Here is a 22,889-nt window from a genome sequence, read left to right as displayed (position 1 = left end):
CGCCAGGGCAAGGAGGCCCATCATGATCAAGCGAACGCGAACCGTCACCGGAGTGGGAGCGCTCGGCATCGCCGCGGCGCTCGTGCTCACCGGCTGCAGCAGCTCGGGCAGCTCGGGCGGCTCGGGCTCCGGCTCGAGCTCGTCCCTCAAGGGCACCGTCACCGTCGGGTACTCCGGCGGCGGCGTCGTCGACACCTACATGTCGGACATCATCAAGCACGCCGAGAAGGAACTGCCCGGCGTCACGATCAAGACGCACGTCTACCCGACCTACGACGACCAGCTGAACCAGCTGCCGACGCAGTTCGCCGCGGGCACGGCCCCGGACATCACCCTCTGGGACAACTCGGCACCGGTCGCCGAGTACGCGACCGAGGGGGCGATCGCGTCGATGGACGACGTGATCGGGAAGACCGATGTCCAGCTCAGCGCGTTCCCGAAGGCGCTCGTGAACGGCTGGAAGATCGGCGGCAAGCTCTACGCGGTGCCGTCGTACCTGCAGAACTCGGGCTACGCCTACAACCAGGACGTGCTCGCGGAGGCGGGCGTCACCTCGACCCCGAAGACCCTCGCCGAGATCGCGACGGCCGCGACGCAGGTCAAGGCGAAGACGGGCAAGCCCGGCGTGGTGCTGCTCGAGAACCTGTTCCACCTGACGCAGTACATGATCGCGAACGGTGGCGGCTACCACGGCGGCACGACGATCGACTCGAAGCAGAACGTGCAGGCGCTCGACCAACTGTTGACCATGTTCAAGAACGGCGACGCCGAGAGCGCCGAGCAGCTCGGGGCGACCTGGGATGGCGAGGCCTTCGGCAAGGGGAACGCCGCCATGTCCGACGCCGGCCCCTGGTACATCGGCTTCATGCAGACGAGTGACCCGTCGACGAAGTACACGCTGACGACGCTCCCCGGGAAGACGGCGTCCTCGTCGACGGTGGCGACCTACGGCGGTGGCTTCAGCATCGCCCAGAAGTCGAAGGACAAGGCGGTCGACATGGCCGTCATCGCCGCGATGACCGACTCGTACTCGCAGAAGGCGATCATCACGACCAAGCTCGGGTACGTCCCGGCCGCCACGAAGTACATCAGCCAGTACCGCCAGGACACCCCGCAGTACGCGGCGTTCACGAACTCGGTGCTGGCGAAGGGCGAGTCGCTCGACTACCCGACCAAGTCGACCGAGTTCGGCAACGACCTGGTCAACGGGTTCCAGCAGCTCGTCGCGAAGAAGGCGACGAGCTCCACGGCCCTGCTGCACCAGCTCCAGCAGAAGTACGGGAAGTAGCCGAGCGGCGTGAGTGCCATCAAGAGCTCCATCAGGGCGGCGCGACGGCCCACGTCGTCGCGCCGCCGCGCCTGGCTCCGGACCGACAACCCGGCCGCGTGGCTCATGCTCGCCCCCGCGGTGGTCCTGCTGCTGTGGTGGTTCGCCTACCCGATCGCGCAGTCCGTCGTGCTCAGCGTGCAGCAGGTCGGAAAGTTCGACTTCGACCAGCGCAGCTTCGTCGGGCTGCAGAACTTCGGGCAGCTGTTCGCCGACCCGGCGTTCGGCCGCTCCCTCGGGATCACGGCGACCTTCGTGGCGGGCGTCGTCCCGGCCCAGACGGTCCTGGCGATCGTCGTCGCCGCCGTCCTGCGCGGTGCCACCGTCGGCAAGGGCGCACTCCGCACCGCGTACTTCGTGCCCTACATGACATCGACCGTCGCGATCACGACGATCTTCATGCAGCTGTTCGTCAAGGGCGGCATCGCGTCCACCGCACTGTCGCTGTTCGGCCTGCCGAACGCGACCTGGTACGCGAGCCCCGGCCTGGCGCTGTGGTTCCTCGTGATCGTGTACGTGTACATGTTCGTCGGGCTGTACATCGTGATCTTCGTCGGGGGCATGGAGACGATCCCGGCGGACCTGTACGAGGCCGCCGAGATGGACGGTGCGGGCGCCTTCCGTCAGTTCCTCAGCGTGACGCTGCCGGGCGTGCGTCCGTTCACCGCGTTCGTGGTGCTGACCGGGATCATCCAGGCGATCCAGGTCTTCGACCAGGCGTACGTCATCTCCGGCGGCACCGTGCTCGGGAGCCCGGCCGGTGCGACCTCGACGATCGTGATCTTCATCTACCAGCAGGCGTTCCGCTTGAGCAACATCGGGTACGCCTCGGCGGCGACCGTGATCCTGCTCGCCATCGTGATCCTCGCCGGCGTCGTCAGCCGGCTCCTCGGCCCGAAGGAGCAGGACGCATGAGCGCCACCTCGACGCAGCGCACCGCGGTCACCCGCCCGAGCACACCGACCAGCGGCACCGGTCGCCCGATGCGCTCGCACCGCACCCAGCAGACGGTCGCCCGGTCCGCCCGGTACACGTTCCTCATCGTGTTCGGACTGATCATGGTCGCCCCGCTGCTGTTCGTGCTGTACTGCTCGTTCCTGTCGCCAGCGGACTTCTTCTCGATCGTCCCGCCGTCACACCTGACCCTGTCGAACTACACGTACGTGTTCACGCACGCCCCGATCGGACGCTGGTACGCGAACACCGCGATCGTCACGGGCTGCGTCGTCGCCGGCGCCGTCATCGTGAACACCCTGGCGGGTTGGGCGCTGGCCCGTCTGCAGTTCCGCGGCAAGCGCGTCGTGTTCACGGGCATCATCGTGATCCTGCTCGTGCCGCTGCAGGCGTACCTCATCCCGCTCTACCTGCAGATCGTCAAGCTCGGCTGGCTGAACACCTACGCGGCGCTCATCATCCCGTTCATCGTCAACCCGCTCCTCATCTTCCTCATGCGGCAGTCGTTCGGCACGATCCCGAAGGACCTCGAGGAGGCCGCGGCGCTCGACGGCGCGAACCGCTTCCGGATCTTCCTGCGGATCGGGCTGCCACTGTCGGTCACGGCGATCGCCACGCAGGCGATCCTCGCCGGCACGTGGACGTGGAACAGCTTCCTCATCCCGGTGACGATGACGAGCGACAAGGACATGTACGTCCTGACGCTCGGCCTCAACAGCCTGCAGTCGCAGAACTACACGCTGCCGACGGTGCAGATGGCGGGCGTGGTGCTGCTCACCCTGCCCGTCGTGGCGATGTTCCTCGTGTTCCAGCGGTTCATCGTGCCGAGCATCGCGTCGAGCGGCATCAAGGGATGACCACGCGCGTCGAGGCCACCGACGTCCCGGGCGGGCTCGGCGTCCGCATCGCGACCCCCGGTGTGGGCGGTCCGGCGCTCGTGGCGGCGGCGCCCGTCGTGGTGCTCACGTGGAAGCCCGGAACGGACACGGACACGGACACGGACGCGGACACGGACGCGGACACGGGCACCGGCGTCGAGACCGAGCACCGCGCGCCCTACGAGTCGCTGACGGTCACGGCGGACGGCCTCGTCGGCACCGCACGCATCGACGTCGGGGGCGGGACGGTCCTCCAGGTCGAGGACCGGTGGGACACCGACGGCGACGACGTCCGCATGGCCCGCCGGGTCACGGTCCGCGGCGGCCAGGGGCCCGCCCGCGGCTACGGCACGGCGGTCGTCGTCGAGGTCGACGCGGCCGCGCCGTGGGAGCGCGTCGAGCCGTTCTGCCCCGGCGTCGCCTACGGCAACGCGCCACAGGTCGCGCCGCTCGCCATCGCCGGCGTGCACGCACGGCGGGCCGGGGTCACCACCGCGATCGTCCGGGAGGACCGTGCCGCGGCACCGCTGTTCGGCATCCGACTCGAGGACGGAGGCTGGGCGGCCATCGCCCACCGCGACCCGCGCGGTGACACCATCGCCGCCGACGGGATGGTCGAGGACGGTGGCGAGACGATCGTCGACCCGCGGCTCGCGTTCGCCTCCATCGGCGCGCGGAGCACCGGCGACCGCGTGGAGCTCGGCGTGTGGTTCCCCGGCACCGAAGGACCCGTCACCTACAGCAGCGGCGGTCTTCCGCTCCTCCAGCTCGACGCGTGGCGGCGCCGCTTCCACCCCCTGGACGACGGCGCGACCCAGGAGTACGCCGTCGCGGTGCGGACGGGAGGCTCGACCGACTTCCCCGACGTCGTCCGGCAGACCTGGCGCTGGGTCTGGGACCGCTTCGCCCCGGCCGTGCGCAGCGCGGACATCGCGGACGTCGTGCGCAGCGCGGCGGCCGTCCTGGCCGATCAGGTCGTGGCGGTCGGCGGCCGGACCGGGGTCCCGCTCGAGGCGGACGCGGTCGTTCCGCAGCGGACGGACGAGGCGACCGCCGCGGTGATGGGGTTCGTCGGGGCGAACACGGACGCGGCCGTCGTCCTGCTCCGCGAGGCGGACAGCACCGATGACGGCGCCGTGGCTGAGCGGTACCGGGCGAGCGGTCTGGCGATCATCGACTCGTTCGTCACGCTCGCCCTGGACCCGCCCGCTGGCGAGGGGTTCGACACCGTGACGGGTGCGACGACCACGTACCGCACGTTCCGGGACCAGCCGGCGGTGTACGCCCGCGCCGTGGCCGAGGGAGCGCTCGCGGTGCTCGACGCCCTGGCGCTCGAACGCCGTCACGGCGAGGAACACCCGTCCTGGGCCGCCTGGGTCACGACGGCAGCGAGCTGGTTGCTCCGGAACCAGGCCCTCGACGGTTCCCTCCCGCGCGCCTGGGTGGCCGGCACCGGCGAGGTGCTCGACGACTCGCCGTCCGGGACCGCCACCGTCGTGCCGTTCCTCGTCGCCGTGGGGTCGGAGGAGGCGCTCGCCGGCGCCGTGCGTGCCGCCGAGTTCGTCTGGCGGGAGTACGGACGCCGCGGGTGGTACGCCGGCGGCACCCTCGACAATCCCGACGTGGTGGACAAGGAAGCCGCGGTCCTGGCCGCCGAGGGGTTCCTCGACCTGTACGACGCGACCGGCGGGGCCGAATGGCTGGACCGGGCCGCCTCCGCGGCCTCGGTCGCCGAGACGTGGATCTACGTCTGGGACGTGCCCATGCCGGAGGACGCCGATCCAGGGTTGCTCCACTGGAAGCACGGGGTCTCGACCATCGGACACCAGCTCATCGCGTCCGGGGTGTCGATGACGGACGGGTTCCTCGCCGTGAACGCCTCGGTGTTCGCCCGGCTGTTCGCGCTGACGCACGACGACCACTGGCTCGACGTCGCTCGCGTGGTCACACACGGCACGACCACGATGTTCGCGACGGTCGAGCACGCGTTCGACCTCCGCGGGGTCGGGTGGCAGCAGGAGCACTGGTCGTTCGCCCCGCGTCGGGGGTTCGGCCTCAACCGTCGGTGGTTGCCGTGGGTGCCGGTCGCGCACGCCCGGGGGATGTACCGCGTCGAGGATCGGTGTCCACCCGACGTCGCTGCACGCGTGCTCCGCGCCGACTGAACCCGCTCAGGGCCGGGCGCGTGTCACGGTGCCGTCGGGCGGTACCGCGGCGTCGGGCGGAACGGTACCGTCGGCACCGCGCCGTCGGGCGGAACGGTGCCGTCGGGTCGCACGGTGCCGTCAGGCCGCGAAGGCGAGCGCCGCGAGCTGCACGTCATGCGCCTGCAGGATCGTCCGGCTCGGCTCGTGCCGCCAGGGACGGCCCGGGACGACCCAGCCGGCGGCGCCGGCGGCCTGCACGTGGGCGCCGGCGACGACGTGCGCGCCGAGCTCGGTGCGGGGGAGGCGGACGAGGAACTCGCGACGGGAGACGTCGTCGGCGACGACGAACTCGACGAGGTCGTCGGTGGTCAGGACGGGCGCGTCGAGCACGGTCCCGCTGATCTGGATGAAGTCGATGGTGCTGGTCATGGTGCTGTCTTTTCCGATGGTTCGTTGGCGACGAGCGCGGTGCGCTGGCCTCGATCCCTTGTACAGGGCGCTGGCCGGGCGGGCACTCGGATCGCACACGCCGGAGGTCGGCGTGGGTTGTCCGGCCATGATCGGCGGGACGGGGCCCCGGTGGAATGCGACTCGATGGAGCCGGTACGGAGCAGGCGGCGGGGCGGATGAGATGGGTCCGCGGCAGAACGCCAGCTCCGAACTCTAGCACCATCGGGGCAGGACTGGAAGAGGGCGGCGCGTCGTGCGTGCCGGGGTGACGTGCGTGACCTGTGTCGGTCCAGAATCCGTACCGTGCGGCTGGGGGACGCATCCGCCGCCGCTCGGCGGATGAACGGCGCGTGTTCCGACCAACGGCACCCTCTGGCGGGGTACAGAACACTCGTTCTACCTCTGGTCTGGGGACGTGCGGGAGCTGCGGCGGACACGGCCGTCCCAATATGCTCGCAACCAATCCGGGCTTCGGGGCCCGTGGTTACGAGCGGCGATTCGGGTGCCGCCGGTGGTGGGCTCGGCTTCGGGTGCCGAGCCCCCACCCCTCCCGATCCGGTCCTCCCGGCAGGTCGAGGGCGTCGGATCTTCCTCCCGCTCCCACAGCAGGCCGCCCGATGGGCCGCTGCGCCGTCGCTCCCAGTTCGCACGTACCCCGTTCGGCCGGACCGCCACTCGTGGGCGGCCTACCGTGGCGGCATGACCCGCATCGACCAGCTCCGCCGCGGCGGCCTCGTCCTCGACGTCGACGACAGCGGCCCAGAAGACGGTCCGGTCGCGGTCCTCCTCCACGGGTTCCCCGCCGACCGGAGCACCTGGCGGGCGGTCACGCCGCTCCTGACGGCCGAGGGCCTCCGCGTCGTCGCGCCGGACCAACGCGGGTACGCGGTCGGGGCGCGGCCGGAGGGACGCCGCGCGTACCGGCGCGACTGGCTCGTCGACGACGTCCTGGCGCTCGCCGACCGACTGGGCGCAGAGCGGGTCCACCTCGTCGGCCACGACTGGGGCGGGCTGGTCGCCTGGCGGCTCGCGCAGCGGGCTCCCGACCGGCTCGCGTCGCTCACGGTCCTGGCGACCCCGCACCCGCGGGCGATGGCGCTCGCGGCGGTCCGCTCCGACCAGGCCCTGCGGTCGTGGTACATCGCGGCGTTCCAGGTGCCCTGGCTCCCCGAACGGCTGCTCCGGGGGCGTCTCGTCCCGGTGCTCGAGAGCATGGGCCTCGCACGCGCCACCGCCGAGCGGTACGACCGCCGGATGCGCGAGCCAGGAGCACTGCGCGCGGCGATCGACTGGTACCGCGCACTGGCGCTGCCCACTCCGGCCGGCACGCCGCGCGTCGACTCGCTGGTCCGTGTCCCGACGTCATACCTGTGGGGCTCCCGGGACGCGGCACTCGGTCGGGTCGCGGCCGAGGCGACCGAGCGGTACGTCGCGGCGCCCTACCGGTTCGTGGCCGTCGACGAGGACCACTGGCTGCCCGAGAACGCGGCCGCGCTCGTGGCCGAGGTGGTGCTCGACCGCGTGCGGTCCGTCACGGCGTAGCGGGGCTCAGAGCTCGACGACCTCGAACTCGAGCAGATCCGCGCCGGTCGCGACGGGGCGTCGGGCGCCGTCCTGCGCGTCGCCGTGTCCGGCGGGAGCGCCCTGCCCGGCAGGAGCACCGTGTCCGGCAGGAGCGCCGTGCTCGCCGGCCGCCGCCGCATGCCGACCGTGCGCACCCTCGGACCCACCGCCGTGCGCCGCCTTCGCGCCGTCGGCGGCCCACGCCTGGAACGACGCCTCGTCCGCCCACGTCGTGACGACGAAGTACCGGTCGTCGCCCTTCACCGGGCGGAGGAGCTGGAAGCCCTCGAAGCCGGGAGCCCCGTCGACCGCGTGTCTGCGGGCAGCGAACCGCTGCTCGAGCTCGGCGCCGGCACCGGCGGGGACGTGGATGGCGTTGATCTTGACGACGGACATGCTGCGGTGGTCCTTCCGGTCTGGAGGCGCGGTGCGGGCCGCACCCGTGCCTCCCGAACCGTAACGGGGCGCGCTGAACGCGACCGGGGCGCGGTGTCAGGCGGGCAGGACGGCTGCGCGGGCCAGGCCCAGCTCGTCCTCACGCCAGGGGCGGGCGCCGACGGTCCGCAATCCGAGCCGGGTCAGCGCGAACGCCACGTGGTCCACGACGTCGGGTTCCCACTCGCCCTCGACCCCCATGCCGAACGAGGCGATCTCGTCGTCGGCCTCATCGAGGACCGTGACGGACCACCGCCCGGCGTCGTGGCGTTCGACGGTGACCCAGCGCGCTGCGGCGAACCGGTCGGGAGCACCCGTGGTCACGCGGTCTTCATGACGTCCGCGGTGAAGTTCTGCACGCGCTGGAGCAGGGCCGCGGACCGGGCTGCGATCGTCTCGGGCGGGTTGAGGTGCGGGGGCGCCACGCGGATGAGGAGCGAGCACGCCAGGTCCTCGCAGATGTAGGACCCGATGGTGTTGCCGTTCCGGCCGGACTCGCCGGCACGCGCAGCCGAGAACAACCGGACCTGCGTGGCCGGCTGGGGTGAGTGGCAGAAGGAGCACATCGCCGCGATGCCCGGCCGGAGCGAACCGCCGGCCGCGCGGACGACGATCCCGGTGGGGCGGCCGTCCATCCAGTGGACCATGTAGCCGCGACGGGCGGCCTGCGGGTCGCGCCAACCGAGGTACTCGCGCTCGTCCCAGAGCATCTCGTGCAGACCCGGGATCGGCAGGTGGTCGAGCTCCTCCGGGGTCGCGTTGACGAACGACGATCGGATGTCGGACTCGGTGAGTGCCTTCACGGTCCCCCTCATGGTGGTGGTACCCGATCCTACCGCGCGGGCCGCACACGGCGCCCTGGTACTACCCCTGTCCGGGGGCCAGGTCAACCCCTGACTCGCCGAGAACGCCGCACGTACTCTCGAAGGACCAGAAGCGCACCGCGTGCACACCGAGCGCAGCGAGCGCCGACGTCGTCCTCGACGGGCGACGACCGACCACCGACACCCAAGCGATCAGGCACCAGGGGATCAGATGAGTCTGTACGAGTCCGAGCCGGGCGTCCCCCCGGCTCGCATCAAGACGTTCCGACAGCAGCGCCGCGAGCGCCGTTGGGGGTACCCGGTCGACGGGGACCTCGAGCCCGTGCTCTACGCCGACTTCTTCCGCGACGTCACCGGAGCTGCCCGCCACCGGCGCTGACCCGGTGTGGCCGGCCTCCGGAGTCGAGCGACCCGGACGCCGGTCAGGGGCGCCGCACCACCGACGTCACTGCGCTCGATCGCTCGGGCCACCACCTCGGCACCGACGCGTCTGGCGGCGGTGTCGTCGGCGGCGAACTCGACCAGGACCCGGGTCGCACTCGCCATGGCGCGCGCGCCGGGCACCCACGGCACCGCCCGCTCGATCGACGCCGCGACGCCGACCACGGCCGCGTGGTGCCCCGTCAGGTGCGCCGCCTCGTGTGCGACGACGGCATCGAGTTCGTCGGGACGGAGGCGCGCTGCCAGTCCGGTGCTGACGAGCACGGTGCGGTCGCGTCCGGGCACGGCGCACGCCAGGGCGCGCTCGCCCGCGACCACCGCGATCTCGGTCCCGGCGACCCGACGACGTTCCGCCGCCCCGGTTCGCAGGGCCGCGCGGACGGCCGCGTGCTCCGGCCCGGGAGGGACGCGGACGGCGACCACGAACGCGAGCACCGCGGCGACGGCCACCACGAGGTGCGCGCCGTGGGTCGGCGAGGCCGCCAGCCGGAACGGGTCCGCCCCGTGTCGACTCCCGAGCGCGACGAGCGTGACGCCCGACACGGAGCCGCCGACCCCGATCAGGACCGCGGCGCACCAGCTGACGAGCGCGGTCCGGGGGCGGTCGATCGTCCACGCCCACCGGGTGAGCAGCCGGGGAGCGGCGGCGGCCACGACGACCGCGGTCACGACGAGGGCGACGCCCCAGACGATCACGGTCGTTCCCGTCAGGACCGGGCGCGCGCGTCGATCGCGCGACGCAGGGCCTCGAGGTCGTCCGACGCCAGGGAGCCGGTGAAGCGGAGCAGCGCGGCCTCGCGGTCGCTCGACGCGGCGAGCGCGGACTCCATGAGGGACGCGGCGTGGTCGGCGCGGGAGCGGCTCGCGCGGAACCGCAGGGGGGCGTCGGCCTGTTCGTCGCGGAGCACCCCGCCCTTCCGCCCGAGGCGCTCGAGCACCGTCAGCACGGTGGTCAGCGCGGGTCGTGGTTCGTCGCAGCGGTCGAGGACCTCACGCGCGGTGAGGCCGTCGGGGCCCGCGGACCAGAGCACGTCGAGCACCGCCTGCTCGAGCTGCCCACGCGGGCGCGATCGCTGTCCGGCCACGCGGTGATCCTACGAGATGTCGAACGACCGGCCGGCCTCGTCACGAGGCCGTAACACGGCGTTGGTACGATCGGGGCCACAACAGCACACCGGGCCGACCACACCCTGCGGGAGAGTCCGATCACGAGCGCGCCGAGCCGGCGATCGCGAGACCGGACACCGAAGGAGCAACCTCCCCGTCAATCTCTCAGGTCGTACGACCGCAGGGGTCAGGCCACTCTGAAAAGCAGGGCGCCGTCACGGCGTGCCCTCGCCCACGGTGAAAGCCGACCGCCTCCGACCGGTCGGCGAAACTCTCAGGCACATGACAGAGGGGGAGTTCCGACCGGCGTCCCCGCCGGGACGCGTCGACGCAGGAGAACTCCACCCCATGACCGATCCGACCCCGTCGGGCAGTGCCGGACCATCGGTGCACCGCCGATCCCCACTCCACGAGGCCCATGCCGCCGCCGGCGCCACGTTCACGGACTTCGCGGGCTGGCAGATGCCCGTCCGGTACAGCTCCGACCTCGCCGAGCACCACGCCGTGCGCAGCGCGGCGGGGCTGTTCGACCTCTCGCACATGGCGGAGATCGGTGTCCAGGGGCCCGACGCCGGCGCGTACCTCGACGCCGCGCTCGCGGGCAAGCACGCCACGATGCCCGTCGGTCGGGCGAAGTACTCGCTGCTCCTGACCGACGACGGCGGCGTGCTCGACGACGTCGTCGTGTACCGCACCGAGGACGACGCGTTCCTCGTCGTCGCGAACGCCGCCAACCGCGACGTCGCCGTCGCCGCGCTGCGCGACCGCGCGGTGGGCCACGACGTCGAGGTCACGGACGACAGCGACACCACGGCCCTCGTCGCGATCCAGGGCCCGGCCGCCGCGGGCACGCTCGACGCGCTCGTCGTCGCCGATCGCCTGCAGCCCGAGACGCCGCTCGACGAGCTCCGCTACTACCGCGTCCTGCACGCCTCGTTCGACCTGCAGGACGTCCTCATCGCCCGCACCGGCTACACGGGCGAGGACGGCTTCGAGATCTACTGCCCCACGGACCTGGCGCCCGTGCTCTGGGACGCCCTGCTCGACGCCGGTGCCGACCGCGGCGTCGTGCCCGCCGGGCTCGCCGCACGCGACACGCTCCGGCTCGAGGCCGGGATGCCGCTGTACGGCCACGAACTCGACACCACCGTGCGTCCCGCGCAGGCCGGACTCGGTCGCGTCGTCGCGATGGACACGGAATTCGTCGGGAGGGCCGGGGTCACGCCCGCCACCGACGCCCCGCTCCTCGTCGGGCTCGTCATGGAGGGTCGCCGTGCCGCCCGTGCCGGTTACCCGGTGCTCGACGGCGGCCAGACCGTCGGCACGGTCACCTCGGGCGCCCTGTCACCGACGCTCGGGCACCCCGTCGCCATGGCGTACGTCGACCCTGCGGTCGCCACCCGGGGCACCGTCCTGCGCGTCGACGTGCGCGGCACCGCCGTCCCGGCGACCGTCTCCGAACTCCCCTTCTACCGCCGCCCCGCCAGCGCCGCCCCAGGCCAGAAAGGCTGACCATGACCGACATCACCGCGCTCCGCTACACCAAGGACCACGAGTGGCTCCTCGTCGAGGGTGACGTCGTCACCGTCGGCATCACCCAGTTCGCCGCGGACCAGCTCGGCGACGTCGTGTTCGTCGAGCTCCCCGAGGTCGGCACCGCCGCGACGGCCGGACAGACCCTCGGCGAGATCGAGTCGACGAAGAGCGTCGGCGAGCTGTTCTCGCCGATCGAGGGCACCGTCGTCGAGCGCAACGACGCCGTCGTGGACACCCCGGACCTCGTCAACCAGGACCCCTTCGGTGGGGCCTGGCTCGTCAAGATCCAGGTCGACGGCACCAGCTTCCCCGAGGACCTCATGGACCACGAGGCGTACGCCGCCTTCGCGGGCTGATCGGATGGACGAGGACATGACCCAGCACGACCGGACCCCGCAGGCCGACCAGAACCTGCAGACCACCTTCGCCGACCGCCACATCGGCACGGGCGCGGCCGACCAGCGCCTCATGCTCGAGACCGTCGGGTACGACTCCCTCGACGCGCTCGTCCGCGCGGCCGTCCCCGCCGCGATCCACGCCGAGCCCGTCGTCGACTCGGTGATCCCCGGTGCCGTCGGCGAGACCGAGGCGCTCGCGGAACTCCGTCGGATGGCGGCACGGAACACCGTGCGCCGCCCGATGATCGGACTCGGCTACCACGGCACCCACACGCCCGCCGTCATCCAGCGGAACGTGCTCGAGAACCCGAGCTGGTACACGGCCTACACGCCGTACCAGCCGGAGATCTCGCAGGGCCGGCTGGAGGCCCTCATCAACTTCCAGACGATGGTCGCGGACCTGACGGGCATGGCCACCGCGGGCGCCTCGATGCTCGACGAGGGCACCGCGGTCGTCGAGGGCATGCTGCTCGCCCGCCGGGCCTCGAAGGTCCGCGGGGACGTGTTCCTCGTCGACCGGGACGTCCTGCCGCAGACCATGGCGCTGCTCGAGCACCGGGCCGAGGCCGTCGGCATCACCCTGCGCACGTTCGACGTCGCCGGGGGACCGGACCAGGTCGACGTCGAGGGCGCCTTCGGACTCGTCGTGCAGTACCCGGGCGCGTCCGGCCGGGTCGTCGACCCCGCGTCGGTGATCGAGCGGATCCACGACGGGGGCGGCATCGCCGTCGTCGCGGCGGACCTGCTCGCGATGACGCTCCTCGCGTCGCCCGGTGACCTCGGCGCGGACGTCGCCGTCGGCACGACCCAGCGCTTCGGCGTGCCGCTCGGCTTCGGTGGACCGCACGCCGGCTACCTCGCCGTCCGCGCGGGCCTCGAGCGGCAGCTGCCCGGTCGCCTCGTCGGGGTGTCCTTCGACGCGGACGGTGGCATGGCCTACCGCCTCAGCCTGCAGACCCGCGAGCAGCACATCCGGCGCGAGAAGGCGACGAGCAACATCTGCACCGCGCAGGTGCTCCTCGCCGTCATGGCCTCGATGTACGCCGTCTACCACGGCCCCGAGGGCCTGCGGTTCATCGCCGACCGGGTCGCCCGCACCACCGCCGCGATCGCCGACGCGGCTCGTGCCGCCGGGATCGGCGTGCCCGTCGATGCCTGGTTCGACACACTGACGCTCCGCGCCCCCGGCCGGGCCGCCGCGATCGTCGACGCGGCGCGTGACCGCGGGTACCTCCTGCATCTCGTCGACGCGGACACCCTCCAGCTCTCGGCGGACGAGACGACCACGCCCGAGGACGTCGCAGCGCTCGCCGCCGTGTTCCGCGACGTCGCCGCAGCCCACTCGGAGGCCTCCGAGTCGGCCGCGTCGACCATGACCGTCCCGATGGCGGAGGCCGCCGTGCGTGACGCCGCCCCGGGCCTCCCGGCCGCGCTGCGGCGCGAGTCGGCGTACCTGACGCACCCCGTGTTCCAGGCGCACCGCAGCGAGACCCGGATGATGCGTTACCTCAAGCACCTCGCCGACAAGGACTACGCGCTCGACCGCGGCATGATCCCGCTCGGCAGCTGCACGATGAAGCTCAACGCCGCGACCGAGATGGCCGCCGTCACCTGGCCGGAGTTCGCGGGGATCCACCCGTTCGCGCCGCGTGAGGACGTCGCCGGGTACCTGTCGATGATCGCCGACCTGGAGTCGTGGCTCGCCGAGGTCACCGGGTACGACACCGTCTCGGTGCAGCCGAACGCCGGGAGCCAGGGTGAGCTCGCCGGACTCCTGGCCATCCGCGGGTACCACCGCGCCAACGGGGACACCGCACGCACGGTCTGCCTCATCCCACAGAGCGCGCACGGGACGAACGCCGCGAGCGCCGTGCTCGCGGGCATGCGCGTGGTCGTCGTGGCGTGCGACGAGGACGGCAACGTCGACCTCGCCGACCTCCGCGCCAAGACCGAGCAGCACCGGGACGACCTGGCCGCGCTCATGATCACCTACCCGTCGACGCACGGTGTGTACGAGCACGAGATCCGTGCGATCTGCGACGCCGTGCACGAGGCCGGCGGGCAGGTCTACGTCGACGGCGCGAACCTCAACGCGCTGCTCGGGCACGCGCGCTTCGGCGACTTCGGCGGCGACGTCTCGCACCTCAACCTGCACAAGACGTTCTGCATCCCGCACGGCGGCGGCGGACCCGGTGTCGGACCGGTGGCCGCCAGGGCACACCTGGCCCCGTTCCTCCCCGGCCATCCGTTCGCGCAGGACGCCGACCGTCGCCCCGGCTCGGTCACGCCGGACGGCGCGGACCGGCTCGCGCACGGTGGCGGACCCGTCTCGGCGGCGCCGTACGGCAGCCCGAGCATCCTGCCCATCACGTGGACCTACGTCCGCATGATGGGCGTCGAGGGGCTCACGCGCGCCACCGAGTCGGCCGTGCTCGGCGCGAACTACCTGGCCGCGAAGCTGCGCGACGCGTTCCCCGTCCTCTACACGGGCGACGACGGCCTCGTCGCGCACGAGTGCATCCTCGACCTCCGGCCGTTGCGCGAGGCGACCGGCATCACCGTGGACGACGTCGCGAAGCGCCTGATCGACTACGGGTTCCACGCACCGACGATGTCGTTCCCGGTCGCGGGCACGCTCATGGTCGAGCCGACCGAGAGCGAGGACTTGGCGGAGCTCGACCGGTTCGTCGACGCCATGCTCGCGATCCGTGCCGAGGCCGACGAGGTCGCCGCGGGCACCTGGCCGGCCAACGACAACCCGCTCGTCGGGGCGCCGCACACCGCGTCGAGCGTCATCGCGGGGGAGTGGGCGCACGCCTACACGCGTGAGCAGGCCGTCTACCCGCTGCCGGGCATCGCCGGTCGCAAGTACTGGCCGCCCGTGCGCCGGATCGACCAGGCGTACGGGGACCGCAACCTCGTGTGCGCCTGCCCGCCGATCGAGGCGTTCGCGCAGGCCTGATCAGCCCGGCCGGTCGGCCCGGTCGGTCCGTCCGGCCCGGCCAGCCCGTCCGGCCGGCCGGCCCGTCCGGTCGGCCGGGCTGGCCCGGCTCGGCGCCGAGAGTGCAGAACACGCCGCTCACCTCGCGAGGTGAGCGGCGTGTTCTGCGCTCTCGCCGGACAGGGGCGGCCGTCAGACGACCGGCAGGTGCGTGTTCCACCAGCGGAGGACGTGGTCGAACCGCTGCACCCGGTGGCTCGGGCGCCCGGACCGGGACAGCTCGTGGCCCTCGCCCGGGAACAGCAGGAACTCGGCCTCCACCCCTGCCCGGCGCAGGGCGACGAACTGGCGCTGCCCCTGCTCGAGCGGGCACCGCCAGTCCTGCTCGGAGTGCGCGACCATGAACGGCATCGTCACGTCCGCGGCGTAGGTCAGGGGGCTCTGGCGGCGCTGGTCCTCCGGGTCCGCGCCGACGTACGCCTCGGCGAAGAACCATCCGATGTCCGAGCTGCCGGCGAACGAGTCCCAGGCGTTGACGGCCCGCTCGCTCCAGGCAGCCGTGAACCGCTCGGGCTCGCGGGCGGCGATCCAGCTCGTCATGAACCCGCCGTACGAGCCACCCATGATCCCGACCCGCGAGGCGTCGAGGTCGTTCCGCTCGAGCGCCACGTCGAGCAGCGCCAGGACGTCGTCGACGTCGACCGTGCCGAGCCGTCCGATGATCGCCTGACCGTGGTCGAAGCCGTACCCGGCCGAGCCGCGGGGGTTGCCGAGGACGACCGCGTACCCGGCTGCGGCGTAGACCTGCGCCTCGTCGAACACCGCCCGGTCCTGCTGCGCGAACGGGCCGCCGTGCACGACGCGGAGCACGGGGTGGGGGCCCTCGCCCTCGGGCAGGACGAGCCAGCCGTGCACCTCGTGTCCGTCGGGAGCGGTGCCGACGAGTTCCTCGACGGGCCGCAGTCCCACAGCGCGGAGGCCGGCGCCGAGATCGCTCAGGGTCTCGACGGAGCCCGCCGCGGTGTCGATGAGCACGACCTCCCCGGCGCTGTCCGGCAGGCCGACCGTGGCGATGACGACGTCCTCGCCGATCGCGGTGATCGCCCGCACCACGACGTCGCCGCCGTGCAGCACGGGGAGGGCGTCGAGGGGCAGCGGCTCCGCGCCGGTGCTCGCGTCGTCGTCCGCGGTGCTCGCGGTGGCGTCCGTGGTCCACGGGACCGCACGGAGCTCGACCGCCCCGCGGTGCAGCACCCCGACGAGCACGTCACCGCTGCGCGGGACGAGGAGGCCCGGCCCCACCTCGAGGTCGACGGTGCGGTGGTCCGTCAGGCGGCGGGCACGGACGGGGTCGCCGCTGGTGCGCGCCGCGTACAGCCCGGTCGGGACCGCGACGATCCCCTGCGTCCGGTCGGTCCCGAGGAAGAAGAGGGTGCCGTCGGGTCCGAACTGCGGTGCGGCCGCGGTGCCGTCGGACTCGACGAGCAGCGTGATCGCGCCCGAGACCGCGTCGACCCGGTAGAGGTCGCTCTCGGTCGTCTCGGCGGCGCCGGCGTCACGCGGGGCGCTCACCACGAGCGCGGTGCCGTCCGGCGTCCACGTGGGGTCGCTCACCGCGGTGGTGTCATCGGTGATCGCGGTCTCGACGGGGTCTCCCGTGAGGGCGGCGGCCACGTCGACGACCACGAGACGCCGCAGACGGTCGCGGAGGAACCCGATGCCGTCCTGGCGGTAGTCGAGCCGGGTGATGTGCCGCGGTGGCTCGGCCGAGGCGTCCGCCGCGGTGCCGTTCGCGGTCGGGGTGCCGTAACGGCCGGGTTCGGGGATCCGGGCCGTCGTGGCGATCCGTGTGGAGTCGGGGGACCACGCCGGGGCCTCGGCGCCGAGCGGCAGGGCCGTGACCACCCGGCCCTCCCCGCCGGCCGTGGGCATCACGACGAGTTGCGGGTGGGCGTCCGGGCCGGTGCGGCCGACGCGACGGAGGAACGTGACCCACCGGCCGTCGGGCGAGATGGACGGGGCGCCGTCGTGCGGGCCGTGGGTCCAGTCGGTCGTGGTCCACCGCCCGTCGGCGGCCGCGAGACGCACGACGTGGCCGACGTTCTCGTCCGCGTCGAGGTCGGGACGGGTGAGGCCCACGAGCAGTGGGGCCCCGGAGCGGGGGTCGGCGACGGCGGCGGCGCGGGACGGCATGACGAGGTGGGCGATGTCGGAGGGGTGCATGATGCAACGCTAATCACCGGTCGGCGGGAGGGGGAGTGGGGGCGTACCCCGGTCCTCCCGGACGGCAGGAGACGGACGGCGTGCGGTGCGGTTCGTGCGGATCGGTCCTGCGACGTGCCGCGCGGACGCGTGAGCGCAAGCAGAATCATTGCGAATCGGTGAATCAGAAGCAACGAAACGGCGGCCGGTGCATGGATCCTGCGCCGTCATTTCCGGTGTGTAACAAGTTCCCGCTGGATTTTGAGGTGCTCGCGAGGCCCACCTATGGTTCTTTGCGAACGCGCCGGTGCGCCCTGCCGCCAGCGGTTCGATCACATTCCATCCAGGAGGATCACAGAGTGAACATCACCAAGAGGCGGTGGCGACAGGTCATCGGATCCGTCGCGATCGCGGGCTCGGCTGCCGTCGTGCTTGCCGGTTGCACCACCTCGACGTCGAGCGACAGCGAGACGTCGAGCTCGGGCGGCACCGTGACGGTCGCTGAGGTGAACGAGGCGACCTCGTTCAACTACAACACCCCGCAGGGCAACCTGGACACCAACGGGTTCATCTGGCAGCTCACGCAGCCCCAGTTCATGACCCTCGGCACGAACTACAAGGTCGAGCCGAACACCGACCTCGGCACGTACAAGAAGATCAGCAGCTCCCCGCTGAAGGTCCGGTACACGCTGAACAAGAACGCCAAGTGGTCGGACGGCAAGCCGATGACCTCGGACGACCTCCTCCTCGGATGGGCGCAGTCGTCGGGCTACTACGAGTCGGCCACCACCGACGCGGACGGCAACGTCACCAAGGGCACGCAGTACTTCGCGTCCGCCGCCGGCTACCCGTTCCAGACGGACTACCCGACGAACATCACGAAGCAGTCGATCACCATCACGTACAAGAAGCCGTACGTCGACTGGAACCTCGTGAACCCGATCCAGTTCCCCGCGCACGTCGTGTCGCAGGAGGCCGGTGTCTCCGAGTCCGCGTTCGTCAAGGCGCTCAAGGACACCCCCGCCGGCAACACGGCGAGCCCGGCCCCGGCGAACGACACCCTCAAGAAGGTCGCGAGCTTCATCAACACCGGTTACGACCAGACGAGCCTGCCGAGCGACAAGAAGCTCCTCGTCTCGGGCGGCCCGCTCCAGGTCAGCGCCTGGACGCCGAAGCAGTCGATGACCTTCAGCAAGAACCCGTACTACAAGGGCAAGCACGAGGTCCAGTTCAACAAGCTCGTCATGCGCTTCATCGGTGACGCCAACGCCCAGGTCACGGCCCTGCAGAACGGCGAGGTCGACGCGATCCAGCCGCAGGCCTCGGCCGACACGGTCAAGGCGCTGAAGCAGGCGTCCGGCATCACGATCCAGCAGGGCAGCCAGGTCGCCTACGACCACCTCGACCTCAACTTCGGTTCGAGCGTGTTCAAGGACGAGAACGTCCGCAAGGCGTTCCTCATGACCATCCCGCGTCAGCAGATCCTCGACTCGATCGTCACCCCGATCAACAAGAGCGCCAAGGTCCTGAACTCGCAGCTGTTCCTGCCGGGTCAGAAGGGCTACGACGAGGCGGTCAAGGACAACAACTCCGACGAGTACAACAAGGTCGACATCGCCGGCGCCAAGAAGCTCCTCAACGGCGCGACGCCGACGGTCAAGATCCTCTACAACACCGAGAACCCGAACCGTGTCGACACGTTCCAGGCCATCCAGGCCTCGGCGGCGAAGGCCGGCTTCAAGGTGGTCGACGGTGGCTCGCCCGACTGGAGCTCGCTCCTCACCGGCGGCAACTACGACGCCTCGCTGTTCGGTTGGGTGAACCCGGGTGCGGGCAACGCGGCGGTCCCGCAGCTGTTCCAGACCGGCAACTCCGGCAACTACAACCGGTTCGCGGACGAGAAGGCCTCGAAGCTCGCGGTCGACACGCAGACGACCCTCGACGCGTCGAAGCTGCAGTCCATGAAGGTCGACATCGACAAGATCTCGTTCAACGACGCCTACGGTCTGCCGCTGTTCCAGCTCCCCGGCATCTTCGCCACGAACTCCACGCTCCACGGCGTGAAGTACTTCGGCGGCCAGAACGGGATCTTCTGGAACGTGTGGGACTGGACCAAGGGCTGATCCCCAGGACCACCGCATCCTGAGCACCACCGCGGCGGGGGCGCCGGGCTCGACGAGTCCGGCGCCCTCCCGTGTGGGCGGGCGGGGACGCCCTGCGATCCCCGCCCCGCCCCGTCGGTCACTCCGGCGGCCCCCCGCCTGAGCGACCCTGCAGCACCGCCCCGTCCGGCGCCCCAACCGGGCTCGTCGGGCTCAGCGGCACCCGTTACCCTTGGTCGGCGCGTCACGAACGTGATCGACCGTTGCACCCTTCCCACACCGGAGAGGCCCCTTCGCCCATGGTGAGCTTCATCGCGAGACGGATCCTCGTCTCGGTCCTCATCCTCATCGCCGCCTCGTTCATCATGTACAACCTGGCGGCGATCGCGGGGAACCCCCTGCAGGACCTCCAGGGGAGCAACTCCCCGAACCGCGCAGCGCTCATCGCCGCGCGCGTCGCGACGCAGCACCTCGACGTCATCCCGCCGCTCCGCTGGGGGATCTGGATCGGTGGCGTGGGCAAGTGCGTCATTGGACAGTGCGACCTCGGCACGACGTTCCACAACCAGCCGGTGACCCAGCTCCTGCCCCAGGCGATGCAGTCGACGCTCCAGCTCGTCACCTTCTCGTTCGTGCTCGCGATCATCTTCGGCATCGGGCTCGGGATCGTCACCGCGCTCCGCGCTTACTCGGGCTTCGACTACGGCGTCACGCTCGTCAGCTTCTTCCTGTACTCCCTGCCGTCGTTCCTCATGGCGGTCCTGCTCAAGTCGTTCGTCGCGCTCGACTACAACAACTTCCTCGCGAAGCCGCACATCGCCGTCACGACGCTCATCGTCATCGCCGTCGTGCTCGGGGCGATCGTGCAACTCGTCGTCGGAGGCGACGCCCGCCGCCGCGCCATCGTCTTCGGCCTGACGGCCGTGGTGACCGCGGGCATGCTCCTGCTCATGGAGGCCACCGGCTGGTTCAACGACCCGTCGCTGGGTCCGGTGTTCGTGATCCTGTTCAGCGCGGGTCTCGGACTCGCGATGGTGACGATGCTCGCCGGCACCAGGAACAACCGTGCCTGGCTCGTCGGCGGCATCAACGTCCTCATCGCGATCATCTGCTACTTCACGCTGCAGGGCCTGCTCAACGTCTCGTCCGGCGGCACGATCTTCATCCTCGCGGTCGCGGCGGTGGTCGTCGGTCTCGCTTCCGGGTACTTCGTCGGTGGGCACGACCGCGGCCTGATGATGCGCATCGGTGCGCTGACCGCGTTCCTGACGGCCGGGGTGATCGTGCTCGACCGCTTCATGCGCTCGTGGCACAACTACTCGATCAACTTCGTGGGCGGCCGACCGATCGCGACCGTCGGATCGGGCACCCCGGGCCTCCAGGCCGACTTCTGGATCACGGGTCTCGACACCTACACGCACCTGCTGCTGCCGTCGATCAGCCTCCTGCTCATCAGCTTCGCGTCGTACACGCGCTACTCGCGGTCCGGCATGCTCGAGGTCCTCGAGCAGGACTACGTGCGGACGGCCCGTGCGAAGGGCCTCCCGGAGCGGACCGTCATCGTCCGGCATGCGCTGCGGAACATGCTCATCCCGATCGCGACGCTCGTCGCGACGGACATCGGCGCCCTGCTCGGTGGCGCGATCATCACCGAGACCGTGTTCGCGATCTCCGGCATGGGCGCCCTGTTCAACAGCGGGCTGTCGATCACGGACGTCAATCCGGTGATGGGGTACTTCCTCGTGATCGCCATCACCGCGATCGTCTTCAACTTCCTCGCCGACCTCGCCTACTCGGTGCTCGACCCGCGGGTGCGCGTCCGATGAGCACGGCAACGACCAACACGGAGGACATGCGATGAGCACCCTGCAGGGCGGCGCCCCGCTCGAGCCGAACATCAGCGACGGCTTCGACGACGCGGCCTCCGGTCAGGAACACGAGCCCGGCGAGAGCCAGGGCCGCATCATCCTGCGTCGGTTCCTCGGCAACAAGCTCGCGGTGATCTCGCTGGTCGTCTACGTGCTCGTGATCCTGTTCAGCATCTCGGCGATCGGACTCGGTCCCATCCCGGGGTGGTGGCACTACTCGTACAAGGCGCTCAACCCGCTCGTCGGCGGCGGCGCCCCGAGCAGTGACCACCCGTTCGGCCAGGACCGCATCGGCAAGGACTACTTCGCGCTCACCATGCGGGGCATCCAGAACTCGGTGCTCGTCATGATCGTGATCGGCGTCTTCGCGACCTTCATCGGAGTGGTCGTCGGCGCGGTCGCGGGGTACTTCCGCGGCAAGACCGACGCGATCCTCATGCGCATCACCGACATCTTCATCGTGATCCCGGCGATCGTCATCGGCGCCGTCGTCGGCAAGACGGCGAACGGCCTCGGGGCGTGGGGTCTCGCGCTGCTGCTCGGACTCGTGTCGTGGATGGTCATCGCCCGACTCGTGCGCGCCGAGTTCCTGTCGCTCCGCGAGCGTGAGTTCGTCGAGGCGGCCCGCGTCGCCGGCGCGTCCGACATCCGGATCATCTTCCGGCACATCCTGCCGAACGCGATCGGCGTGATCATCGTCTCCGCGACCCTGCTCATCGCCACCGCGATCCTGCTCGAGACCGCCCTGAGCTACCTCGGCTACGGCATCAAGGCGCCGGACTCGTCGCTCGGTCTCCTCATCAGCCAGAACCAGTCGGCGTTCCAGACGCGGCCGTACCTGTTCTGGTGGCCGGCCTCGTTCATCGTGCTGCTCGCCCTGTGCGTGAACTTCGTCGGTGACGGCCTGCGCGACGCGTTCGACCCGCGCTCGAAGCGGTTCAGCATCCGTCGCACCAAGGAGCGCGAGCTCCACAACTCCTCCGAGTCGGAGATGATCAGCGCGTGACCGCCCTGGTCCTGACCGTCAGCGGGCGCGGAGCCGCGCGAGTGTCACTGCGCGGCGATCGCGAACCAGCCGCCGACGCCCGTCGCCACGAGCAGGGCGATCGTCACGACGTGCAGGCGCACGGGTACGGCGACCGTGTCGGCGACGCCGAGTTCGATCCGACCGGACTCGCGCAGGCCGTCCCAGTGCTCACGCACCAGGTACGCCGCGTCGCCGGACTCCGTCGACAGCAGGTCACCGGCGCTGCGTTCGCCGGGCGCGGTGGTCGGGGTCAGTCCGACTCGGCCGTGGCGCTGGTTGCGGCGCCGCGCGAGGGCGACGCCCGCTCGGCCGGGCGCGGGGGCCGCCCAGGCGGCGATCTTGCGGTGCGGCGTGACGAGCGTCAGGGCGAAGCGGGTGTCGACGTGCACGAGCGCCGCCCACGGGACGTCGGCGGTGTGGAACACGTTGACCACCTCGACGCCGTCGTCGTCGACGACCAGGCGCGGGTGCCAGAGCGCGGTCCAGCCGAGCAGTCCGCCGAACGCCGCGGGCACGAGGCCGAGCCAGCGGTGCCAGTCGTGGCCGTTCGCCACGCCAGCGGCGAGCAGCGCCGCCACGATGACCCAGAGGGCGATCGCCAGCACGCGGTTGAACCTCGAGACGAACACGGTGCGCGGATCCGGCGCGGGGGAGACCATGCGGCCATCGTCGCAGGTCGCCACAGCGCT

20 protein-coding genes and 2 riboswitches are annotated in these 22,889 nt (G+C 71.4%); of the genes, 12 read left to right on the top strand and 8 right to left on the bottom strand.

The features are described from left to right. Positions 1–22 precede the first annotated feature (22 nt). The 4 genes from DEI93_RS12275 to DEI93_RS12260 are packed head-to-tail and all read left to right on the top strand — an operon-like array spanning position 23 to position 5,324. Positions 23–1,288: an ABC transporter substrate-binding protein gene (locus tag DEI93_RS12275; RefSeq protein ID WP_111120196.1), complete on the top strand. Its 1,266-nt coding sequence runs from the start codon at positions 23–25 to the stop codon at positions 1,286–1,288. A 9-nt stretch (positions 1,289–1,297) separates the two neighbouring features. Beyond that, positions 1,298–2,242, top strand: a complete 945-nt coding sequence (locus DEI93_RS12270; protein WP_111013662.1) for a carbohydrate ABC transporter permease — start codon at positions 1,298–1,300, stop codon at positions 2,240–2,242. Further along, positions 2,239–3,138 carry a carbohydrate ABC transporter permease gene (locus tag DEI93_RS12265; RefSeq protein ID WP_111010881.1) on the top strand — a complete coding sequence of 300 codons (900 nt, stop codon included), beginning with the start codon at positions 2,239–2,241 and terminating at the stop codon, positions 3,136–3,138. The genes DEI93_RS12270 and DEI93_RS12265 overlap by 4 nt, the downstream gene beginning before the upstream one ends. Next, the gene (locus DEI93_RS12260; RefSeq protein WP_111120195.1) at positions 3,135–5,324 is read left to right on the top strand and encodes a hypothetical protein; all 2,190 of its coding nucleotides are present in this window, start codon (positions 3,135–3,137) and stop codon (positions 5,322–5,324) included. The genes DEI93_RS12265 and DEI93_RS12260 overlap by 4 nt, the downstream gene beginning before the upstream one ends. 120 nt (positions 5,325–5,444) lie before the next feature. Here DEI93_RS12260 and DEI93_RS12255 read toward each other — a convergent pair whose 3' ends face one another. Continuing rightward, a complete protein-coding gene (locus DEI93_RS12255) occupies positions 5,445–5,735 on the bottom strand; it encodes a hypothetical protein (RefSeq protein WP_111010879.1) in 291 nt (96 codons plus the stop codon). A gap of 720 nt (positions 5,736–6,455) precedes the next feature. On the opposite strand from DEI93_RS12255, the gene DEI93_RS12250 reads away from it, so the two are divergent. Further along, positions 6,456–7,298 (top strand): alpha/beta fold hydrolase, encoded by an 843-nt coding sequence (locus tag DEI93_RS12250; protein WP_111120194.1) that lies wholly within the window; start codon positions 6,456–6,458, stop codon positions 7,296–7,298. 6 nt (positions 7,299–7,304) lie between these two features. Here the strand turns inward: DEI93_RS12250 and DEI93_RS16535 are convergent, their stop codons facing one another. The 3 genes from DEI93_RS16535 to DEI93_RS12235 form a co-directional block, all read right to left on the bottom strand. Next, on the bottom strand, positions 7,305–7,715 hold the full coding sequence (locus DEI93_RS16535) for an antibiotic biosynthesis monooxygenase family protein (protein WP_181436086.1): 411 nt from the start codon (positions 7,713–7,715) through the stop codon (positions 7,305–7,307). A gap of 96 nt (positions 7,716–7,811) precedes the next feature. Beyond that, complete coding sequence (locus tag DEI93_RS12240; protein WP_111013659.1) at positions 7,812–8,078, bottom strand: hypothetical protein; 267 nt, start codon at positions 8,076–8,078, stop codon at positions 7,812–7,814. Then, the gene (locus DEI93_RS12235) at positions 8,075–8,569 is read right to left on the bottom strand and encodes an FBP domain-containing protein (RefSeq protein ID WP_111010875.1); all 495 of its coding nucleotides are present in this window, start codon (positions 8,567–8,569) and stop codon (positions 8,075–8,077) included. The genes DEI93_RS12240 and DEI93_RS12235 overlap by 4 nt, the downstream gene beginning before the upstream one ends. Positions 8,570–8,789: 220 nt before the next feature. Between DEI93_RS12235 and DEI93_RS12230 the strand changes: the two genes are divergently transcribed. After that, the gene (locus DEI93_RS12230; RefSeq protein WP_181434884.1) at positions 8,790–8,957 is read left to right on the top strand and encodes a hypothetical protein; all 168 of its coding nucleotides are present in this window, start codon (positions 8,790–8,792) and stop codon (positions 8,955–8,957) included. Here the strand turns inward: DEI93_RS12230 and DEI93_RS12225 are convergent. Together DEI93_RS12225 and DEI93_RS12220 are read right to left on the bottom strand one after the other, a co-directional pair. After that, on the bottom strand, positions 8,906–9,715 hold the full coding sequence (locus DEI93_RS12225; protein WP_111120193.1) for a M56 family metallopeptidase: 810 nt from the start codon (positions 9,713–9,715) through the stop codon (positions 8,906–8,908). The two genes, DEI93_RS12230 and DEI93_RS12225, sit on opposite strands and share 52 nt — an antisense overlap. Positions 9,716–9,726: 11 nt before the next feature. Beyond that, complete coding sequence (locus tag DEI93_RS12220) at positions 9,727–10,104, bottom strand: BlaI/MecI/CopY family transcriptional regulator (protein ID WP_111010873.1); 378 nt, start codon at positions 10,102–10,104, stop codon at positions 9,727–9,729. Positions 10,105–10,202: 98 nt separating this feature from the next. Beyond that, positions 10,203–10,317: riboswitch (glycine riboswitch) on the top strand. Then, a riboswitch (glycine riboswitch) is annotated at positions 10,318–10,425 on the top strand. 49 nt (positions 10,426–10,474) lie between these two features. Between DEI93_RS12220 and gcvT the strand changes: the two genes are divergently transcribed. The 3 genes from gcvT to gcvP are packed head-to-tail and all read left to right on the top strand — an operon-like array spanning position 10,475 to position 15,022. Next, the gene (gene gcvT, locus DEI93_RS12215; protein WP_111120192.1) at positions 10,475–11,638 is read left to right on the top strand and encodes a glycine cleavage system aminomethyltransferase GcvT; all 1,164 of its coding nucleotides are present in this window, start codon (positions 10,475–10,477) and stop codon (positions 11,636–11,638) included. Between the two features lie 2 nt (positions 11,639–11,640). Continuing rightward, entirely contained in the window at positions 11,641–12,018 is a 378-nt protein-coding gene (gcvH, locus tag DEI93_RS12210; RefSeq protein WP_111071237.1) for a glycine cleavage system protein GcvH, read from the top strand. Between the two features lie 16 nt (positions 12,019–12,034). Beyond that, the gene (gene gcvP, locus DEI93_RS12205) at positions 12,035–15,022 is read left to right on the top strand and encodes an aminomethyl-transferring glycine dehydrogenase (RefSeq protein WP_181436085.1); all 2,988 of its coding nucleotides are present in this window, start codon (positions 12,035–12,037) and stop codon (positions 15,020–15,022) included. A gap of 171 nt (positions 15,023–15,193) precedes the next feature. On the opposite strand, the gene DEI93_RS12200 is transcribed toward gcvP, so the two are convergent. Continuing rightward, positions 15,194–17,224 (bottom strand): S9 family peptidase, encoded by a 2,031-nt coding sequence (locus DEI93_RS12200; protein ID WP_111120190.1) that lies wholly within the window; start codon positions 17,222–17,224, stop codon positions 15,194–15,196. A 338-nt stretch (positions 17,225–17,562) separates the two neighbouring features. Here DEI93_RS12200 and DEI93_RS12195 point away from each other — a divergent pair, with 338 nt between their 5' ends. The 3 genes from DEI93_RS12195 to DEI93_RS12185 all read left to right on the top strand — a co-directional run bounded on the left by DEI93_RS12195 (position 17,563) and on the right by DEI93_RS12185 (position 22,179). After that, the gene (locus DEI93_RS12195) at positions 17,563–19,326 is read left to right on the top strand and encodes an ABC transporter family substrate-binding protein (RefSeq protein WP_111027091.1); all 1,764 of its coding nucleotides are present in this window, start codon (positions 17,563–17,565) and stop codon (positions 19,324–19,326) included. 278 nt (positions 19,327–19,604) lie between these two features. Continuing rightward, positions 19,605–21,131, top strand: a complete 1,527-nt coding sequence (locus DEI93_RS12190; RefSeq protein ID WP_111010867.1) for an ABC transporter permease — start codon at positions 19,605–19,607, stop codon at positions 21,129–21,131. A gap of 31 nt (positions 21,132–21,162) precedes the next feature. Beyond that, positions 21,163–22,179, top strand: coding sequence for an ABC transporter permease (locus tag DEI93_RS12185; RefSeq protein ID WP_111010866.1), 1,017 nt, complete (start codon positions 21,163–21,165; stop codon positions 22,177–22,179). 44 nt (positions 22,180–22,223) lie between these two features. Here the strand turns inward: DEI93_RS12185 and DEI93_RS12180 are convergent, their stop codons facing one another. Next, complete coding sequence (locus tag DEI93_RS12180; RefSeq protein ID WP_111120283.1) at positions 22,224–22,859, bottom strand: PH domain-containing protein; 636 nt, start codon at positions 22,857–22,859, stop codon at positions 22,224–22,226. Positions 22,860–22,889 lie beyond the last annotated feature (30 nt).

Origin of the sequence: Curtobacterium sp. MCBD17_035, assembly GCF_003234815.2 — a bacterium.
In the GTDB taxonomy this organism is placed as follows: Bacteria; Actinomycetota; Actinomycetes; order Actinomycetales; family Microbacteriaceae; genus Curtobacterium.
Note: the sequence above shows the minus strand (reverse complement) of the source record. Positions and strands in the feature narration are given on the sequence as shown.

Coding starts and splice junctions, on each gene's coding strand:
- DEI93_RS12275 (WP_111120196.1), top strand. CDS start 23: ATGATCAAGCGAACGCGAACCGTCACCGGAGTGGGAGCGCTCGGCATC.
- DEI93_RS12265 (WP_111010881.1), top strand. CDS start 2,239: ATGAGCGCCACCTCGACGCAGCGCACCGCGGTCACCCGCCCGAGCACA.
- DEI93_RS12260 (WP_111120195.1), top strand. CDS start 3,135: ATGACCACGCGCGTCGAGGCCACCGACGTCCCGGGCGGGCTCGGCGTC.
- DEI93_RS12255 (WP_111010879.1), bottom strand. CDS start 5,735: ATGACCAGCACCATCGACTTCATCCAGATCAGCGGGACCGTGCTCGAC.
- DEI93_RS12250 (WP_111120194.1), top strand. CDS start 6,456: ATGACCCGCATCGACCAGCTCCGCCGCGGCGGCCTCGTCCTCGACGTC.
- DEI93_RS16535 (WP_181436086.1), bottom strand. CDS start 7,715: ATGTCCGTCGTCAAGATCAACGCCATCCACGTCCCCGCCGGTGCCGGC.
- DEI93_RS12235 (WP_111010875.1), bottom strand. CDS start 8,569: ATGAGGGGGACCGTGAAGGCACTCACCGAGTCCGACATCCGATCGTCG.
- DEI93_RS12230 (WP_181434884.1), top strand. CDS start 8,790: ATGAGTCTGTACGAGTCCGAGCCGGGCGTCCCCCCGGCTCGCATCAAG.
- gcvT (WP_111120192.1), top strand. CDS start 10,475: ATGACCGATCCGACCCCGTCGGGCAGTGCCGGACCATCGGTGCACCGC.
- gcvH (WP_111071237.1), top strand. CDS start 11,641: ATGACCGACATCACCGCGCTCCGCTACACCAAGGACCACGAGTGGCTC.
- gcvP (WP_181436085.1), top strand. CDS start 12,035: ATGACCCAGCACGACCGGACCCCGCAGGCCGACCAGAACCTGCAGACC.
- DEI93_RS12200 (WP_111120190.1), bottom strand. CDS start 17,224: ATGCACCCCTCCGACATCGCCCACCTCGTCATGCCGTCCCGCGCCGCC.
- DEI93_RS12190 (WP_111010867.1), top strand. CDS start 19,605: ATGGTGAGCTTCATCGCGAGACGGATCCTCGTCTCGGTCCTCATCCTC.
- DEI93_RS12185 (WP_111010866.1), top strand. CDS start 21,163: ATGAGCACCCTGCAGGGCGGCGCCCCGCTCGAGCCGAACATCAGCGAC.
- DEI93_RS12180 (WP_111120283.1), bottom strand. CDS start 22,859: ATGGTCTCCCCCGCGCCGGATCCGCGCACCGTGTTCGTCTCGAGGTTC.